The 16,325-nt window shown below is 70.4% G+C and carries 14 protein-coding genes; 10 read left to right on the top strand and 4 right to left on the bottom strand.

Annotated elements, in window-relative coordinates:
- The first annotated feature begins 158 nt into the window (after positions 1–158).
- From IE273_RS40955 to IE273_RS40945, 3 genes are all read left to right on the top strand, one after another.
- Positions 159–1,520 carry a phenylacetate--CoA ligase family protein gene (locus tag IE273_RS40955; protein WP_189820188.1) on the top strand — a complete coding sequence of 454 codons (1,362 nt, stop codon included), beginning with the start codon at positions 159–161 and terminating at the stop codon, positions 1,518–1,520.
- A gap of 45 nt (positions 1,521–1,565) precedes the next feature.
- Positions 1,566–2,657: a methyltransferase gene (locus tag IE273_RS40950; protein WP_189820187.1), complete on the top strand. Its 1,092-nt coding sequence runs from the start codon at positions 1,566–1,568 to the stop codon at positions 2,655–2,657.
- A gap of 113 nt (positions 2,658–2,770) precedes the next feature.
- Complete coding sequence (locus tag IE273_RS40945; protein WP_189820186.1) at positions 2,771–3,721, top strand: JmjC domain-containing protein; 951 nt, start codon at positions 2,771–2,773, stop codon at positions 3,719–3,721.
- A gap of 231 nt (positions 3,722–3,952) precedes the next feature.
- Here IE273_RS40945 and IE273_RS40940 read toward each other — a convergent pair whose 3' ends face one another.
- Both IE273_RS40940 and IE273_RS40935 read right to left on the bottom strand, forming a co-directional pair.
- A complete protein-coding gene (locus tag IE273_RS40940) occupies positions 3,953–6,478 on the bottom strand; it encodes a helix-turn-helix transcriptional regulator (protein WP_189820185.1) in 2,526 nt (841 codons plus the stop codon).
- A 236-nt stretch (positions 6,479–6,714) separates the two neighbouring features.
- Positions 6,715–7,401, bottom strand: a complete 687-nt coding sequence (locus tag IE273_RS40935) for a phosphatase PAP2 family protein (RefSeq protein WP_229888095.1) — start codon at positions 7,399–7,401, stop codon at positions 6,715–6,717.
- A gap of 1,188 nt (positions 7,402–8,589) precedes the next feature.
- Here IE273_RS40935 and IE273_RS40930 point away from each other — a divergent pair.
- The 7 genes from IE273_RS40930 to IE273_RS40900 all read left to right on the top strand — a co-directional run bounded on the left by IE273_RS40930 (position 8,590) and on the right by IE273_RS40900 (position 13,574).
- Positions 8,590–9,186, top strand: coding sequence for a TetR/AcrR family transcriptional regulator (locus IE273_RS40930; protein ID WP_189820184.1), 597 nt, complete (start codon positions 8,590–8,592; stop codon positions 9,184–9,186).
- Between the two features lie 380 nt (positions 9,187–9,566).
- Entirely contained in the window at positions 9,567–9,815 is a 249-nt protein-coding gene (locus tag IE273_RS40925) for a hypothetical protein (protein WP_189820183.1), read from the top strand.
- A 43-nt stretch (positions 9,816–9,858) separates the two neighbouring features.
- Positions 9,859–10,761, top strand: coding sequence for an NADP-dependent oxidoreductase (locus tag IE273_RS40920; protein ID WP_189820182.1), 903 nt, complete (start codon positions 9,859–9,861; stop codon positions 10,759–10,761).
- 247 nt (positions 10,762–11,008) lie between these two features.
- A complete protein-coding gene (locus IE273_RS40915) occupies positions 11,009–11,962 on the top strand; it encodes an alpha/beta hydrolase (protein WP_189820181.1) in 954 nt (317 codons plus the stop codon).
- Between the two features lie 90 nt (positions 11,963–12,052).
- Positions 12,053–12,547 (top strand): cupin domain-containing protein, encoded by a 495-nt coding sequence (locus IE273_RS40910; protein ID WP_189820180.1) that lies wholly within the window; start codon positions 12,053–12,055, stop codon positions 12,545–12,547.
- 429 nt (positions 12,548–12,976) lie between these two features.
- The gene (locus tag IE273_RS40905; protein ID WP_189820179.1) at positions 12,977–13,270 is read left to right on the top strand and encodes a hypothetical protein; all 294 of its coding nucleotides are present in this window, start codon (positions 12,977–12,979) and stop codon (positions 13,268–13,270) included.
- Between the two features lie 136 nt (positions 13,271–13,406).
- Positions 13,407–13,574: a hypothetical protein gene (locus IE273_RS40900; RefSeq protein WP_189820178.1), complete on the top strand. Its 168-nt coding sequence runs from the start codon at positions 13,407–13,409 to the stop codon at positions 13,572–13,574.
- A 766-nt stretch (positions 13,575–14,340) separates the two neighbouring features.
- Here the strand turns inward: IE273_RS40900 and IE273_RS40895 are convergent.
- Positions 14,341–14,715 carry a MarR family winged helix-turn-helix transcriptional regulator gene (locus tag IE273_RS40895; RefSeq protein WP_308437087.1) on the bottom strand — a complete coding sequence of 125 codons (375 nt, stop codon included), beginning with the start codon at positions 14,713–14,715 and terminating at the stop codon, positions 14,341–14,343.
- Positions 14,716–14,927: 212 nt separating this feature from the next.
- On the bottom strand, positions 14,928–16,019 hold the full coding sequence (locus IE273_RS40890) for an MFS transporter (protein ID WP_189820177.1): 1,092 nt from the start codon (positions 16,017–16,019) through the stop codon (positions 14,928–14,930).
- Positions 16,020–16,325 lie beyond the last annotated feature (306 nt).

Here is a 16,325-nt window from a genome sequence, read left to right as displayed (position 1 = left end):
ACCGAGCGGCCGGCCTGACCCTCGAAGGGAGGTGACGGACATGTCGGAGATCAAGGAGATCAACACGCTGGGCGACATCTGATCGCCGCAGCCCGGGGGCGGTGCCGTACGTCGGCACCGCCCCCGCACTACCAGTTCCTGGAGGAAGGACCGACCTCATGGGACCGACCCAGCAATTCACCCCGGACCAACTGCGTGAGAGATACCGGACGGTCCTTGAGGAGAACACGTACCAGGGCATCCTCTTCCCACGTATCCACGAGGAGTACGAACGCTCCCGGACCGCCGACTTCACGGCGGACGGCCTTGACGCCTTCCGCCGCTCGCGCCTCGCCGAAGCCCTGCGGCACGCGGGCCAACGGGTGCCCCGTTACCGTCCTCTGATCCCCGCGGACGCGGGCGCCGACCCGCTCGGAGCGCTGCGCTCCCTTCCGCTCCTCGACAAGGACACCGTCCGGGAGGACCCGGACAGCCTGCTCAGCGACGCCCTCGAACCGGACAGGTGCCGGGTCGCCTCGACCTCCGGCACCTCCGGCATCCCGTTGCGCTTCGTCGTGGACGAGGACCACCTCGTGCACACGTACGCGGCACGCATACGGATGGCCGTACCCTTCACCGGGCAGCTCCACTTCAAACTGCTGATGCCCTTTCAGGGGTGGTTGCAGGGCGGCTGGTTCGAGTACGTGGCCCCTGGCTTCGGGCTGGCCCGCATGGCGGAATTCGGCACGACCACGCCCCCGGGGCCGGACGACGTCGATCTGGCGGTGCGGGCAGCCGGCTTCGCCCCCGACATCGTCTTCGGTCATCCGTCGTCCTGTCTGCGCCTCGCGAGCGCGCTCGCCGCGGCGGACCGGTCCCTCACCCCGCGCGCGGTCATGACGTTCGGGGAACGGCTGCTGCCCGGTGCGCGCGAGACACTCGAACGGAGCTACGGCGCACCCGTCATGGACAGTTACGGTATGCGTGAGTTCGGCACCATCGCCGCCGAATGCGGCAAGGGCGGCTACCACGTCGAGGCGGAGCGCCTCTGGGTCGAGGTCGTCGACGCCGACGGCCGCCCGCTGCCCGACGGCGAGAGCGGCGAGATCGTCGTCAGCAACCTGGTCAACCGGGCCATGCCGCTGCTGCGTTACCGCACCGGCGACATCGGCGCCCTCGCCCCGGAGCCCTGCGGCTGCGGACTTCCCCATCCGGCGCTCCGGCTGATCGAGGGCCGTGAGACCTCCGGTGTGACCCTGCCGAGCGGCCGGACCGTGTCCGGCGGTGAGTTCTCACGCCTCGTTCGCACGCGTCCGGTCGCGCGGTTCCAACTCGCCCTGTACGGCGATGACCTGCTCGAACTACGCGTGCAGTCGACGGGTCACGTCGCCCTCGACACGGTCCGCCTGGCCGACGACCTCACCTTGCTCATCGGCGGCGAACTTCCCGTTCGCGTGCGCGAGGTGCGCGCCGGTGAATTCGCCGGCAGCGGCTCGCGCAAGCACGTGGACATCGTACGGCTGTCGGCCGACGAGGCGTGAGCCCGCGGCCACCCCGCATCACCCGCCCCACCTGGAGGACAGGACATGGAACGACAAGGCACCGCCGGGCAGTCACCGCACGAGATCATCAAGGTCGCCACGGCGTTCTGGACGTCGAAGGTCGTGCTGAGCGCCGTGGAGCTGGGCGTGTTCGCGGAAGTCGCCAAGAACCCGGCCACCGTCGAGGAGTTGTGCGCCGCGCTGTCTCTGAAGGGGCGCGGCGCGCGCGACTTCTTCGACATCCTGGTCTCCGTGGGTCTTCTCGAACGGGAGGACGGCGTCTACCGGACCTCCCCGCTGTCCGCGGCCTACCTGAACCCGGACGACCCGGTCCATGACATCTCCGGATACCTGCTCTATCTGAACTCCGTCTATCCGTCTCGCACCCTGCTGAGCGACTGCCTGCGCACGGGCGAACGCCTCAACTACGACCACGCCCTGGCAGCGGCCGCGACGGGACGGGCCGCGGGCACCGCTCCCGGCGCGCGCATGATGCCGGTCAGCGCCGACGACGACACGTTCGGCGAAGCGTTCGCCACGCCCGACCAGGTCACCGGCTTCGTCCGCTCCATGACCGGGTACAGCATGGGCGCCCACCTGGCACTCACGAGCGCGTTCGACTGGTCAGGGGTACGCGAGGTGGTCGATGTGGGCTGCTCGGAGGGCGCGTTCCTGGCCCACATGCTTCGCGCGCACCCCCATCTGCGGGGCGTCGGCTTCGACCTGCCCCAGGTCGGTGACCGATTCTCCGCCTACGTGGAGACCGCCGGCGTCCAGGACCGGGCACACCTGGTCACCGGGAACTTCTTCTCGGACCCGCTTCCCACGGGGGACGTCATCGTCATGGGCCACGTGCTGCACGACTGGGATCTGGTCACCAAGCAGATGCTGATCCGCAAGGCGTACGACGCGCTGCCGTCGGGGGGCCGGTTGCTGGTGTACGAATCGCTCATCGACGACGAACGCCGCGTCAACACCACGGGCATGGTCATGAGCCTCAACGTCTCGCTGGTGTCGGTCGGCGGACTGGGGTACACCGGCGCCGAATGCACCTCCTGGATGACCGACGCCGGCTTCCGCGAGACGTCGGTGTCCCACCTCGACGGACCGGAGTACATGGTCGTCGGCGTGAAGTGACGGGTGGAGAACGAAAGCCGGCGGCGCGTCTCCCGACCCGTCTCGCCCCGAACCTGCCGGGACCCGGCCGGAGGGGCGCCGCCCGAGCCCAAGGAACCGGAAGAAGGGAAACGATGGGCACACCGATACTCGACCAGTGGGTAGGCGACCCGCAGGAGTTCTTCTCCGCCTACTGGGAAACCCGGCCCGGCGTGTTCCGGCCGCCCTCGGGCACCCCCAGCCCCTTCACACTCGCGGATGTCGACACGGTGCTGGAGACCGGTCTGTTCCGGGAGCCGTACTTCGAGATGTGGGAGGAGGGCCCGATCCCGCTCGGCTCCTACACCACCACGCGGCACATCTCCCGGGCGGCTCCCGGCGGTTTCGCCGACGGCGGCAGAATCAGGTCCCTCCTGGAGAAGGGCGCCACTTTGCTGCTGCGCTCCGTCGACCACTGGCACGGGCCCACACGCGAGGTGCTCGCTGCGCTCGCCGGAGAACTGGGCCGAGCGGCGGAGGCGTTCTTCTTCGTCACCCCTCCGGGCCACCAGGGGCTGCCGCTGCACCGCGACGACGCCGACGTGCTGGTGCTCCAAGTCGCCGGGCGGAAGGACTGGCGCATCCACGCGAAGCCGGACAGCGCGGACTGGCGTGCCGGCCCGGTGGACCCGTCGGCGGGCCCGGAACCCGCGGAGATCCTGCGGACCACGCTCGACGCCGGCGAGGTGCTCTATGTGCCGCGCGGCTTCGCGCACAGTGCCACGGGCGAACGAGGGCTGTCCGCCCACTTGTCGATCACGGTGCGCGACATCGGCACGGTGGATCTGGGGGCCACGCTCCACGGTCTTCTCGCGGAGGATCTCCCCGTCGAGCGCCCGCTCGGACACGAGGCGATCACCGGCGCGGCGGAGCGGCTGCTCCAGGACGCGCGCGACCGCCTCATGAGGCTGTCGGCCGCCGACCTCGTCGGCATGGCCCGGCGGCAGGCCGTCGCCCGCATGCCCGGCCGTCCCGACCCGGCTGATCTCGGGGATCTCGCCGCGGCATGGAACACGACGGCCGGGACCGGTTCTGTGACGTCATGAAGTCGACGCTTCGGTGAAGTGTGACCGATGGAGAACGCCTACTCGTACCCGGTCGCCGCAGGTCTTCCCGGCAGGGAGAACCCACGACCCCTTGCGGCGGGTCCGCGGGTCGGCTCGTCGCGTCCGGCGGATCCCTCGGCGAACAGGACGCGGACTTCCGCCGGGACCCGGCGTTGGCCTCGGCGCCGGGGGTGCCCGGCTGGGCTCGGCGGTCAGACCGGCACTCACCCCTCAGCCGGGGTCCTCAAGCGCTGTACCGACGCTCGGCACCACTTCCCTGATCTGGCGGCGCGAACGGATGTCGAGCTTCGGAAAGGCCTTGTAGAGGTGGTACCCGACGGTGCGTGGGCTGATGAACAGGGCCTGCGCGATCTGCCGGTTGGTCAGTCCCTGCCCTGCCAACCGCACCACCTGCCGCTCCTGTGCCGTGAGTGCGTCCCAGCCCTCCTCCTCCGCCGCCGAACGTACCGTGCAGGCGTCGAGTTCGCGCTGGGCACGGCCGGACCACAGTGGGGCACCGACGAGTCGGAAGGCTCCGACAGCGGCGAGCAGTTCCTCGCGGGCAGACTGTGTCCGCCGGGCTCTCCGGAGCCTTTCGCCGAACAGGAGCCGTGTGCGGGCCCGCTCGAACTCGTTGGGATGAGTGATCGCCAACACCTGGTGGAACTTGCGCTCCATGGTGTCGGCGTTCTCCTCCAGCAACGCCTCGCAACGCAACATGAGCACTTCGGTCCCGCCGGCGCGCGCCTGGGGCCTGCGCCGTCTCCACACGTCCAGCATCTCCCTTGCCCGGGGCATCTCGAACGCGCGGTAGGCGGCCTCTATCAGATCGGACACGGCCAGCGAGCCGCGACCGCCCAGGATCGCCTCACCCGTGCCGACGGGGGGCAACGGCAGCAGTCCGGGCGCCTCCTCCGGTCTGCCCTGGCTCAGTGCGGCGAACACCAGGGCGCCCTGGGCCGCCAGGCGGGCGGAGTCCGTCACGTGCACGGCCGATTCCGTCAGGCACGCCTCGGCTTCGGCTCGGCAGGCCGCCACGTCACCGCGCACCGCGTGCAGCCAGGCGCTGAGGCTCCGCAGGTGGCCGGTGAGGACATCCTGTCCGGTCCGCTCTGCGCTCGAAAGACCCAGGCGGAGGTGGTCCGTGGCGTGTTCCCAGCGTCCCAGCCAGGTTTCCAGACAGGCAGCCCAGTAGGCGGCCACCGGAACGGATCCCCACTCGCCGTCCTTCACGGCACGCCGCAAGAGCCCGACATAGAAGGCCAGGAGGCGCCCGGGGTCGTCCACCGGTCCGGACTCCGGCAGCATCGGGAAGCCGGGCAGGGGCATGCTCGCCGCTCTCCCTCGGGCCGCGGACACCGCCCCCGTCGAGTCCTCGGCCCCCTCCGCGTCGGCCCGGCCGACCGCCTCCCACGGACCGGCCAGTACACGCAGGGCCACGGGGCCACCGGTCGGCTCCGAAGGCGGTGGTGCGTCCCACGTGGCCATCAGCCTCGCGCGGGCGCCGTTCACCTCCTCCAGGGCACACGGGTCTCCTGCGAGCCATGCGGCCGCGGCCGCCATGTTCAGCGTGTCGATCGCGAAGGCGGGATCGTCGGCGTCGGGCATCCGTGCCGCCGCCAGCAGTTGTTCGACCGCCGCGGTCGGCGAGCGGGTCACGAGGGTGTTGATGGCCCGGAGTCTGGCGTAACGATTCTGCATTCCCGTTTCGCCCACCGTGCGGGTCTCCTCCACCAGTTCGGCCAGACGATCGGTGTCCCCCTGGGCGAAGGCATGTTCCGCCGCTTCGAACGGGAGTACGGCCCGTGGGGGACGACGTCCTGCCGCCGCAGGGAGGAGGACCCGGTCCGACAGCGCGGTGCCGAGGATGTGGTGGCGCACGACAGCCGGATGAGGCTCATGGCCGTCACCGGCGTCCGGCCGGGTACGGACGCGGCACGCGCCCGGGGCAGGGCCTTGGGGGACGGCCAGATCGGCCGGCGGTTCCGCGGTGTCCACACCGCCCGGCACGATGCCGGCCGGCGACGCCGGGGTGTGGCCCCTGGCCGGCAGCGGCTCACATCCGGAGAGCTGCACGGACGTCAAGACATTCGAAGCGTCACGCAGTAGAAGGGGAATTCCGCCGGATTCCTCGACGACTCGGTTCCTCGTCTCCGGCGAGCTGGAGGGCGCCAGCCATTCGAGGAAAGCCAGACTCTCGACCCGGCTGAGCGGCCCCAGGACCAGTCTCTCGCCTTCGATTTTCCCCGAGGCCCTTCTCCCCGCGTCGGTTCCGGCACACACCAGGCAGATCGGGGCCCGGTCGATCCGCCGGGAGAAGAAGGAGATGACTCCGGCCGATTCCCTGTCGAGCGAGTCCACGTCGTCCACGAGCACCATCAGAGGGCATTTCCGCGCCGCCGCTTGCAGCGCCCCTGTCACCGCCATACGGACGAAGAACGGATCGGTGGAGCCCTCCTCGAGCCCGAGGACGACGCGCAGCGCCAGCCGCTGCGGTCTCGGCAGCCCTTGGACGCTGTCCCGTACCGGGGCCAGCAGCCGCTCCACAGCGGCGAAGGGCAAGCCCGACTCATCGGGATGACCTGTCACCCGTAATAACCGGAACGACGGTGCGTGCATCTGTGCGACGGCGTCCAGGAGAGCGCTTTTCCCGATTCCGTGCCGTCCACCGAGGAATACGGCCTTACCTCTCCCGCGCAGTGCGGCCTCCGCGATGGACGAAATAAAGCGCAATTCTCCGTTGCGACCGAAAAGCACAGCACTGATCCCTTCCGGTAACGTGCGTGACGGTTCGTGGTCTCATACCTGAGCAGCAAAGGCGCACATCGCCACGCGGGCGTGGCCCTGCCGCAAGATTCGCAGTGCCATCGCGCCACTCGGGCTCGCCCCTGAACGAGCGGGCCCTCGCTGGGCACCGCCGAGCCTGCGATCCGTGCCTCCGCCGCGGCGATGCCCCTCTTCGGCTGATCGCCGACGAATGGCGGGTAACGATGTCAGGTCGCGGACCGAGGTGCGGTCTGATGGGGCGAACCGACGAGGAGGCGGCCCGGTCCTCTGCGCAAGTAGTCGACGGCCGTCGTCCCGTAGCGGCGGCCGGCGAGAGTGACCGGCATCCCGATGAGGATACCGAGGACGGCGCCGGCCAGGACGTCGTGCGGGTAGTGGGCTCCGACGTAGACGCGGGAAAAGGCCAGAGGGAGTGCGGCGAGCAGCGCCACTCCGCCTAGGCGTCGGTTGATGACCAGCAGGGCTGCCACAGCGGCGAACGAGACAACAGCATGATTGCTCGGGAAGGAGTAGTCCTCCGCACCGGGACATGTCTCGATCACATATGCGTGAGCGAACACCCGGCATGGCCGCGTCTCAGCGACCGCATCCTTGATACCTGTGTTGACCAGCGAAGCTATGGGGGCGGATACGAAGCCGGCCATCGCACAGGCCATGGCCGCAGACGATGCGGCGCGGGCTCGCCACCATGTGAAGGCAAGCAGGGCCACGAAGACGAGGATGCCGTAGCTGCTCAGCCAAGTCATCGGGGTATGCAGCGCGGGTGTGTCCCGGGCGAAGTCGGTGATGTCGACGAACAGGCCGCCGTCGATCGTCGAGCCCGTAAGGGCAAGACTGGTGGAGTCCATGATGCGTTCCTCGGTCGGGATCTGGCGTGCCTGGGCGGTCAGCACATGTGCGTTGGCATTCGGACCTGTTGGAACTGGCGCCGGGGGTCGAGTGACGGAAGGCGGCGCCCTGCCCGCACCCCGACTTCGATGAGGTGCCGGTTCGCCTCCGCCTTGACGCACGAAGCGCGGACCCGTGTACTACGCCCTGGAGCGTCGGCATGTGACGGGCGTCGATCGGAATGCGGTTCCGGGTGTCCTTCGGCGTCGACCAGATGACGGGGGAGAGTCCGGCGGGCCCGGGCTGCGCGTGCCATCCCCGCCGCGCGCGGTGAACGGGTTCTCGGCCATGACGTGCCTTTCATCCCGAGGGGAGCGCGCATGTCCTACCCGAGGGGAGCGCGCGTGGGGCTTACTCCAACACCTCGTTGATGTATCAACTATATGCGCAATGATCCCCACGCCGTCAACTGACCCTCGGCCGTGTGCATGGGGGGCGCGGGTTCTGCGGGCAGGTCGAGGCGACGGCGGTGTCAGTCGGCGTCGAGCTCTTGGTATGAGCCGAGGCGTTCGGGTTGGGCGATCAGGTGCCAGGCGATGGGGACCCGCGCTTGGGCATGGCCCGGACGTTCGGAGACGCCCCGGTAGCGGGTGTCGACGAAGGTGTCGGCCGCGGCCGTGACCATGGAGCCGGGGCGAACCACGGGTGTTCCCGCTTGCTTGTGGGCAGGTGCTCGCGCTCGCTGGTGTACGGTCCGAGCGTCGGGCGTGCAGCCGACTTCGCGATGCTGGTACGCACCCTCAAGGACACGGCCGGGAAGTACGCGGCGGCCGAGGAATCCGGCGGTGGTCGCTCGGCGCCCTCCGCACCTCGGCATGAGCATCGGCGGTTCGACTCCCGAACCTCACCCTTCGAGTGCGGGGACCGCCGCGTCGGGGCGGATACGGAACGGTGACGCGGAGGCCCTGGCCGCTGCCACACCCGAGGTGCGTACGGGCGACATGTGTCAGCTGGCGCCCTCGCCGCCCTGTTCCCCCCTCGGATCAGCTGTCTCCCCTGCCATTCCGACGGCGGACTTCCGAGTCGCCGGCCGCGACCAGGAGGAGCAGCGAGCCGGAGGGGCGCCTGGGCACCGTGCGAGAGCAGGTGTTTGACAATGTACTGAAGCGACTGCTTGAGTAAATTCCGTGGTGCGAGAGGAAAAGGCGGATCTACGCCGAGCGGCTGGTCAGCGCACGCGCGACGCCCTTCAGATGGCCGCCCTGGAGCTGCTCGCGCAACGCGGGCAGGAGGGTGTGACCCTCCGCGATATCACCGATCGCGTCGGGGCCAACGTCGCAGCGGTCAGTTACCACTTCGGGTCGCTCAAGGCGCTGTGCGAATCCGCGATCGAGTACGCGCTGGAACGCTATCTGGACGAGCAGATCCAGGAGCTCGGCTTCCTTGACACCACCTCGACGCTGCAAGAGGTGGCGGCGGCGTTCGCCCGGCCGATGACGCGCGCGCTGGCGGCCGGCGGAGAGGAACTGGCCGTGATGCGGACCGTGGCGCGCGTCGGGATCGATCCACCAGAGGGCTGGCAGCGGCTGACAGGCAAGTTCGACCGGAGCCGCCGAGATGCCCTCAGGGTGCTGACGGCCAATCTACCCGGCGTCGACGAGGAGGAGTTGATCTTCCGCACGCGGTGCGCGGCCGGCATGCTGAACTGGCTCGCACTGGCGCCCATCGGTACCGAGCTGGCCGCCATGTCCGTCGAAGAGATCGGCCGGCAGCTGATCCCCGTGGTGGCCGGGGCGTTCCACGGCTACCCACAGCCTGCCTCTGGCCAAGCACAAGATCCGCATCAGTGAGTCCTGCGACGAAACCCACGTCCAGGATGCAGCCGCCGGCCAGGCGGTGGTCTCTGGAACCGACGCACCGCCGTCGCGCTTGATCACAAGCATCGCGCCCCCGGCGCCGCGATGACCGACGCGGAGATGGCCGAACGGGTCCCTCACGCGCTCGCCGCCCGCGATCCGCGGCATGCCGGGCACCTCCTTGACCACGAGGATCGTGGTGATGGCGCACCGTCGGGTGGGCCGCCGTACCGGCGCTTCGACGACGGCGTCCGATGTGGTCCGAACCTGCCACGGTGATCGGGAGAGGGGTTGACACAGCGGCGACCCCACCTCGTATTGTTGACGCATCAACTCTTCCCGAGGTGAGCGGCATTCGGCGAAGAAGCGGTTCAATGACCGAGAAGGAGATCGTCGCCGCCGGCGACCAGGGAAGCGGTCCCGCCAGAGTGATCCTGGAGGTCGCCCACGGCCTGTCCATCGGCCGCGCGCTGACATGCGACACCTCTGCCCGGCCGGATTCCGAGGGCACGTGTCGCCTGACGGGCGGCAGCGGGATGGTCCGGTCATGGCGTGGGCGGCCGAGCGCAAGAGGCACTCGCGGGGGCGAGACCGGCTACGACGGTCGATTCATATCCGTGTGATACATCAACTACATTGGGCCCCGCGAAGCAAGGAGCGAGCACTGTGCCGAACGCCGTTGTGATGACCGGGTACGGACCACCGGACGTGCTGGAGTGGACGGCTGTTCCGCTCCCGGAGCCAGGGGAGGCCCAGGTGCGGATCCGGGTCAAGGCCGCGGGTGTGGGCCCGACCGACCTGGCGATCCGCGCGGGCCACCTGCGGTTCCCCCTGCCGGAGACTCCCGTTCTCGGATACGAGGTGGCCGGCGTCGTCGACGCCGTGGGCCCCGGAGTGTCGGCGACCGAGGTCGGTGACGAGGTGGCCGCTCTCCTCTTCGACTGGGGCGGTTACGCCGAATACGCCGTGGCGTCGATCTGGACGCACAAGCCGGGCTCCGTCTCCTGGACGGACGCGGCGGCGCTGCCGAGCTCCGTGGAGGCGGCGGCCGGCGTGCTTGGCCAGCTGCGGATCAAGGCAGGGGAGACGCTGCTGCTCCTCGGGGGCGGCGGCTCGGTCGGCATGATCGCCACACAGCTCGCGGTGGCCCAGGGGGTCAAGGTGATCAGCGCCGTAGGGCAGCGGGACGACGCACTGGCCGCGGAACTCGGCGCGCACCCCGTGCGGTACGGCTCCGGTCTCGTCGGGGCGGTACGCGCACTCGGCCCCGTGGACGCCGTCTTCGACGCGGCGGGCAAGGGCGGTCTCGCCGACGCTGTCGCACTCGCCGGAGGGCCCGACCGGGTCATCACCCTGTCGGATCCCGCAGCAGCCGAATTGGGTGTGGTCCTCTCGGAGCCCACGACGGACCGTGCTCCCGGCGCCCTGGACGAAGGCATGGCCATGCTGGCCGAGAAGCGTCTCCGGCTGAAGGCGCGGACGCTGATGCCCATGCAGAGTGCCGCCGAGGCGCACCGGCGGCTGGAGAGCGGCGAGGTGCACGACCGCATCATCCTCACCCTCGACTGATCCCGGCGCGTTCGTGCCGCTCGGGCCGGCGTACCGGCTTGCGCGTGCTGGTCGCCGACGTCGTCCGTGCCGGAAGGCGGACCCGCCGTGCGCGGGTGCCGCCCCGGCGGGAACCACGCTTCCGTGCCTGCCGGGGCGGCCCATGGCGTGGGAGACGCGAACACGTGTGCCCGGCGTGGCACACGTCGCACGACTCCGCGGCCGGACGCGGCGGCACCTCACGCACCCCCGAGTCCGAAGGAACCTCATGCATCACATACTCGACCCCGAGCTCGCCGCTGTGGCGGCCACTCTCCCGACGGCAGACCTCTCGGATCTGGCGGCGGCGCGGGAAGCGGAACGGCTGGTATCCGAGAACCTCCCCGTCCACGAACCACAGACGCCCGTGTCCGTGCGGGACGTGGCCGTCCCCGGCCCCTCGGGCGCGGGCGACGTACGGGTGCGCGTCTACGCGCCCGCCGAACGCTCCGGCGTACTCCCCGGGCTGCTCTACCTGCACGGCGGCGGCTACGTCATGGGCAGTCTGGCCCTGATCGACTCGCCGGCCCGGATGCTCGCCGAGCGGGCGGGCGTCATCGTCGTGGCCGTGGACTACCGCCTGGCTCCCGAGCATCCCTTCCCCGCGGGTCTGGAAGACAGCTACGCGGCCCTCGTCTGGGCCGCCGACCAGGGTGGTGAACTCGGGATCGACGCCGACCGCCTCGGTGTCCTGGGCGAGAGCGCCGGGGGCGGGCTGGCCGCGGCGCTCACGATGCTGACGCGGGAGCGCGGGGGCCCCCGCCTGCTCGCCCAGTTCCTCGACGCCCCCACCGTCGACGACCGGTTGAACACCCCCTCGATGAGGACCCTGCGGGACACACCGGTATGGCAGTCCGCCAACTCGCCGATCGCTTGGGGGCACTACCTCCGCGGCACCGCCGAGCCCGGTGCCGCGGACGTCCCGGTGCACGCCGCTGTGGCCCGCGCGCGGGTGGAGGAGCTGGCCGGGCTTCCCCCCGCTCTGGTCGTGGCCTACCAGATCGACCCGACTCGCGACGAAGCACTCGACTATGCGCGTCTGCTCATCCAGGCCGGGGTCCCCACCGACCTCCGCCACTACGGCAAGGCGTTCCACGTGGCCCACTTCATCCCGGGAACCGCGATGGGAAGCCGGATGATCGACGACCGGATCGAAGCCGTCCGCAGGATGCTGGAAGCATGACGGCACCGCCCGGCCCGCGGCGTGCCGTCACCAGGGTCGCCCGTCATCGCCCAGTACCCCTCGCACACCCCCTCGCAAAGGCCAGTCACCGTGACCGATTTCCCCTCCCCACCGCCCGTCCCGGCCTCCCGCCAGTTCGTCCTGGGCGGGCACCTGCGCCTGTCCGTGCTCACGACCGCGGAGGAGACCGACGGTCGTCACGACCTGTCGGACATCACCCTGCCCGGTGACTCGGTCACACCGCTGCACCTGCACACGGCCTACGAGGAACGCGTCTTCGTCCTCTCCGGCTCCCTGACCGTGTGGGCCGGGACCGACACCTTCACCCTGCGTTCGGGCGACTTCTACACCATCCCGATGAACACGCCGCACACCCTGAAGGCCGGTCCCGAAGGAGCCCGTTCCCTGACCATCACGTCACCGGGCAGGTTCGCCGAACTGATCGCCCGCTCCGGGACGCCCGCGCATCTGGCGACCCCGCAGACCGAGTGGGACATGGAGCTGTTCCAGGCCCTCACCGAAGAGTTCGGCGACGTCATCCTCGGTCCTCCCGGTGCCACACCCGCGTCCCTCGATCGAGGGTAGGTAGGCGGCGGGCGGGTGCGGAACCGGCAGCGGACACTTCCCGACCGTGTCCCCGACGCCGAACTCGTCGCGCTCGACCCGGATTCGGGTGACACGGTGCGCTTTCCCGCCCCCTGGCCGCGCGGCTCGACACCGTGACGGTCTCGCCGGACGGCGGCACGGCCGTGTGCGCGGGGGTGCACGTGGTGCGCTGCGTGGACGCGTCCGGGCCGTCGTGTGGGAGGTGCGCCACGGCTGCTGGGCCGGTGAGTGCCTGGTGGCGCACGGCGTGGTCGCCACGTACTCCCGCGCCCAGCTCGACCCGCGGCAGCTCGCACCGGTCACCCCGGCCCGGCGGTCAGCGGAAGCTCCGCGCACTGCGGCCGTCGTTCCCGCCTTCGTGGCCTTCACTCCCTGGTGGCCCAGGCTCTTCGGGGTATACGGCCCGGCATGGCACCGATGACTGAGCGCGTCATGTTCCTGCGGGCCGTGCGGCAGCTGCACCGTGTCCGTTCCTTCTACGCTGGGGGCGTCCTGTTGTGGGCGGTGTGCGCCGCCTGGACCGGCTGGCAGGCGCCGGGGAGCCGGCAGATGTGGGCGTGCGTCCTCCTTCTCGCCGTCTTCACCGGCCTCCTCGTCACCGCGGGTCTGTCCCTGCGGCGCCTCGAAGTCCCCAGGACGGGCCGGCCCGCGCATCACGCCGCATCACACAAGGCGGCAAGCCCTCGCCACGCGCACGCCTGAGACGGTCACTACCGCCGGCCCGCCGACTCGGCGGGGGCCGCGCCTGGCGGGCCGGCGATAGTCGGGCGCGGCCTTACGTCTGCGGAGTCGGTGGCCGGGCATACGGACTTCACCCCCTTCGAGAGGAGTTCGTCTCATGCTCGGCATAGTCGCGGCGGTGCTGTTCTTCCTGTCGTTTCTGATCAACGCGGCGGATCTCGGCACCAACGATGTGTTCACTTCGACGAATGTGATGCTGCTGGGGCTGACCGCGCTGGCTCTGCACGTGGCCGGTATCGGTTCCGGCTGGGCCCGCAGACGCTGACCCCCATCCCCCCCCCCGGGCCCGGTGGCAGTCGGATGCTCCGCCGCGCCCCAGGCACCGCCGCCGAACGCGCGGTCGCGCACCCCGGCGACCGGCGGGAACGTCCGACGCCATCGTCATGACGCGCTCGTACGCGCCCGGCACGCACCCCATTCGGCACTGCTTGGTGCGCATCAGTCCCTGCTCCGGCCCGACGCATGCCGCCGCGGGTGCGGGCTGCCGGGGGCGCGAGCGGGGCCGGGGGAGTGGTCGGGGCCGGGAGTGGGTGGTCGTGCGGGTGTACTGCCGGCTGCGGGCGGCTCGGCGGCGGCGCAGCGCTTGGCCTCGGAAACGGTGAGGGTACCGTCGCGGACGTAGACAGCGTCGAGGCCGGTGCCAGGCGGGAACAGTTCTTGGCCGACGCCGACGCCGACGCCGACGATGTGGTTGTGGGTGATGGGCGTGGAGGTTCTCGGTGGTCAACGCCTGTGCTCGACCTCAGAGAACACGCGGACAGACGGCGCCCGTTGCTGAGGGCGAGGGCCGGCACCGGGAAGGCGGGCTCCCACTGCCACGACGTCCATCGCGGACAGAGCGATGTCTGCCGTGAGGCGGTCCCGGCAGACCAACGCGCCGCCCACGCAGACGGTGGCGATCCGTACCCGTATCTCCCCGGGCCACAGCCCCGGTTGCGCAGGTGCGCGCCCGGCGACGCAGCTGGGCGGTGCCCGGGTGCGGAACCTCGCGGCAGGAAGGGCCGAGCACCCCGGCGGAGTGGGCCGGAGTGTCAGGGGGTGTCGGGAATCCGTGTGAGGTTCTCGATCAGTTCCTCGGTGATCTCCGCCAGCAGGGCTACTTGGCCGGGGGTCAGGTGGTCGAGGAAGAGGCTCCGGACGTCCTCCACGTGGCGAGGTGCGGCTGACACTAAGGCCTCGTGGCCGGCCGGTGTGACCCTTACGTACACCCCGCGGCGGTCACTGTCGCAGACCTCGCGGTCGACGAGGCCGCGTTGCGTCATGCGCGCCAGGTGGTGGGACAGCCTGCTCTTCTCCCATCCGAGTTCCCTCGCGAGTTCCAGAACGCGCAGTCGGCCGTCGGGGACGCGGGTCAGCTCGGCCAGCACCGAGTAGTCGGCGGCGGACAGTCTGAACTGACTCCGCAAGGGACGCTCGGTATGTGTGATCAGTCGCTCAAGTGCACGTAGCAGACCTCGCCATGCTCGCTCCTCGGTCGCCGTAAGCCACCGGGGTGGTTCGTCCGTCACGGCACCCCCATTTTGTTGATGCATCACATACCCCTCACCGGGCGACTTCACGCATGCTTCCGAACCATGCGGCGGGGATCGTGCCTCGGCGGCGTCGATCACCGTGCCGTTCAGCGGGTGCGAACCGGGACCAGGGCGCTGAGCAGCACCACGAGGGCGCCGAACGCGAAGGCGGTGGTGGTCCCGTGGTGGTCGGTCAGGACGCCACCGGTGAAGGAGCCGACCGCGAGGAAGGTCTGCGAGGCGGTGACGAGGAGGGCCAAGGCGGCCTCGGGGGCCTGCGGGAACAGGCGCATGACCCGGGCCTGCCCGATAGGGGGCACCCCTCCGAAGGCCGCGCCCCACAGCAGGACGAGGACGATCACGAAGGGGGTCGAGGTGGTGACGGTGAGCAGCAGGACCGCTGTGGCGAGGACGAGGCCGGTGAGGGCGGCCAGGGCGCGTAGGGAACGCCCGGCGATGAGGCCGACGAGGAAGTTCCCCGCGAGTCCCGCCAGTCCGTAGCCGAGGAGCACGGCGGTGACGGCGCCGGCGCTCAAGTGGGCGTGCTGCTGGAGGTGAGGGGTGATGTAGGTGTAGGCGGTGAAGTGGCCGAAGAAGGCGACGGCGGTGGCCAGCAGGGCGAGGGCGGCGGACGGGGTGCGCAGGACGTTGCCGAGCGAGGCCGGACTCACGGTGTCGGTCGGCTTCAGGGTGGGCAGTGCGAACCTGAGGAAGACCAGTGTCAGCAGTGCCGCGACGGCGGCGATGTCGAAGGCGGCGCGCCATCCGGCGAGGTGACCGACCAGGGCACCGAGCGGGAGACTGACGACGGTTCCGGCCGAGATGCCCGCCGTGATGAACGAAGCCGCGCGGTCCGCGTCAGCGGGAGGGACGAGACGGCTGCCGACTCCGGCTCCCATGGCCCAGAAGCCACCGACGCCGAGACCCAGGAGCAGGCGTGCGGCGATCATGACGGTTATGTTGGGCGCCAGGGCGGCCAGGCCGTTGGACACTGTGATCAGTGCGGCGAGGGTGAGCAGGACGTGCCGGCGGTCGAGCCGGCCTGAGGCTACGGTGAGCAGCGGCGCGGCCACGGCCGCGGCCAGTCCGGGGACGACCACGAGGAGTCCCGCGGTGCCGGTGTTCACGTGGAGGCTGTCGCCGATGGCGGGCAGCAGGCCCACAGGAAGAAACTCCGAGAGCACCAGCACGAACGACATCGTCGCCGCGGCTCCCACGGCCGGCCATCCGCTCCGGCTGTTCGGCTCGGACGTTCGGGACACGGACCCGCCCCGGGGGCCGGCTGGGGTGAGGCGATCGCTCATGACTCTCCTTGTCCGCGGCCTCGGCCTTCCGGGGCATGTCCTGCTGGGCGGGTGAGGGCGTACTGGGACGCGGTGATGTGCGGCGGACGGGGCGCGGGCCCAGGACGGTGCCGCGCCCCCTGCCGGTGTGCTGCGGTGGGTGTGGGGTGGGTGCGTTGGTGGTGGTCAGACTTGGTTGGCGCCGCCGTCGATGAAGATTTC

Origin of the sequence: Streptomyces olivaceoviridis, from assembly GCF_014650115.1 — a bacterium.
GTDB classification, from domain to species: Bacteria; Actinomycetota; Actinomycetes; order Streptomycetales; family Streptomycetaceae; genus Streptomyces; species Streptomyces olivaceoviridis.
The sequence above is the reverse complement of the archived record's forward strand: the minus strand, read 5'-3'. Positions and strand labels throughout refer to the sequence as shown.

Bases quoted from the DNA above. Each gene is read 5' to 3' on its own strand.
- IE273_RS40905 (WP_189820179.1), top strand. From the start codon at position 12,977: ATGGCACCGATGACTGAGCGCGTCATGTTCCTGCGGGCCGTGCGGCAG.
- IE273_RS40915 (WP_189820181.1), top strand. From the start codon at position 11,009: ATGCATCACATACTCGACCCCGAGCTCGCCGCTGTGGCGGCCACTCTC.
- IE273_RS40900 (WP_189820178.1), top strand. From the start codon at position 13,407: ATGCTCGGCATAGTCGCGGCGGTGCTGTTCTTCCTGTCGTTTCTGATC.
- IE273_RS40930 (WP_189820184.1), top strand. From the start codon at position 8,590: ATGGCCGCCCTGGAGCTGCTCGCGCAACGCGGGCAGGAGGGTGTGACC.
- IE273_RS40950 (WP_189820187.1), top strand. From the start codon at position 1,566: ATGGAACGACAAGGCACCGCCGGGCAGTCACCGCACGAGATCATCAAG.
- IE273_RS40925 (WP_189820183.1), top strand. From the start codon at position 9,567: ATGACCGAGAAGGAGATCGTCGCCGCCGGCGACCAGGGAAGCGGTCCC.
- IE273_RS40890 (WP_189820177.1), bottom strand. From the start codon at position 16,019: ATGTCGTTCGTGCTGGTGCTCTCGGAGTTTCTTCCTGTGGGCCTGCTG.
- IE273_RS40955 (WP_189820188.1), top strand. From the start codon at position 159: ATGGGACCGACCCAGCAATTCACCCCGGACCAACTGCGTGAGAGATAC.
- IE273_RS40945 (WP_189820186.1), top strand. From the start codon at position 2,771: ATGGGCACACCGATACTCGACCAGTGGGTAGGCGACCCGCAGGAGTTC.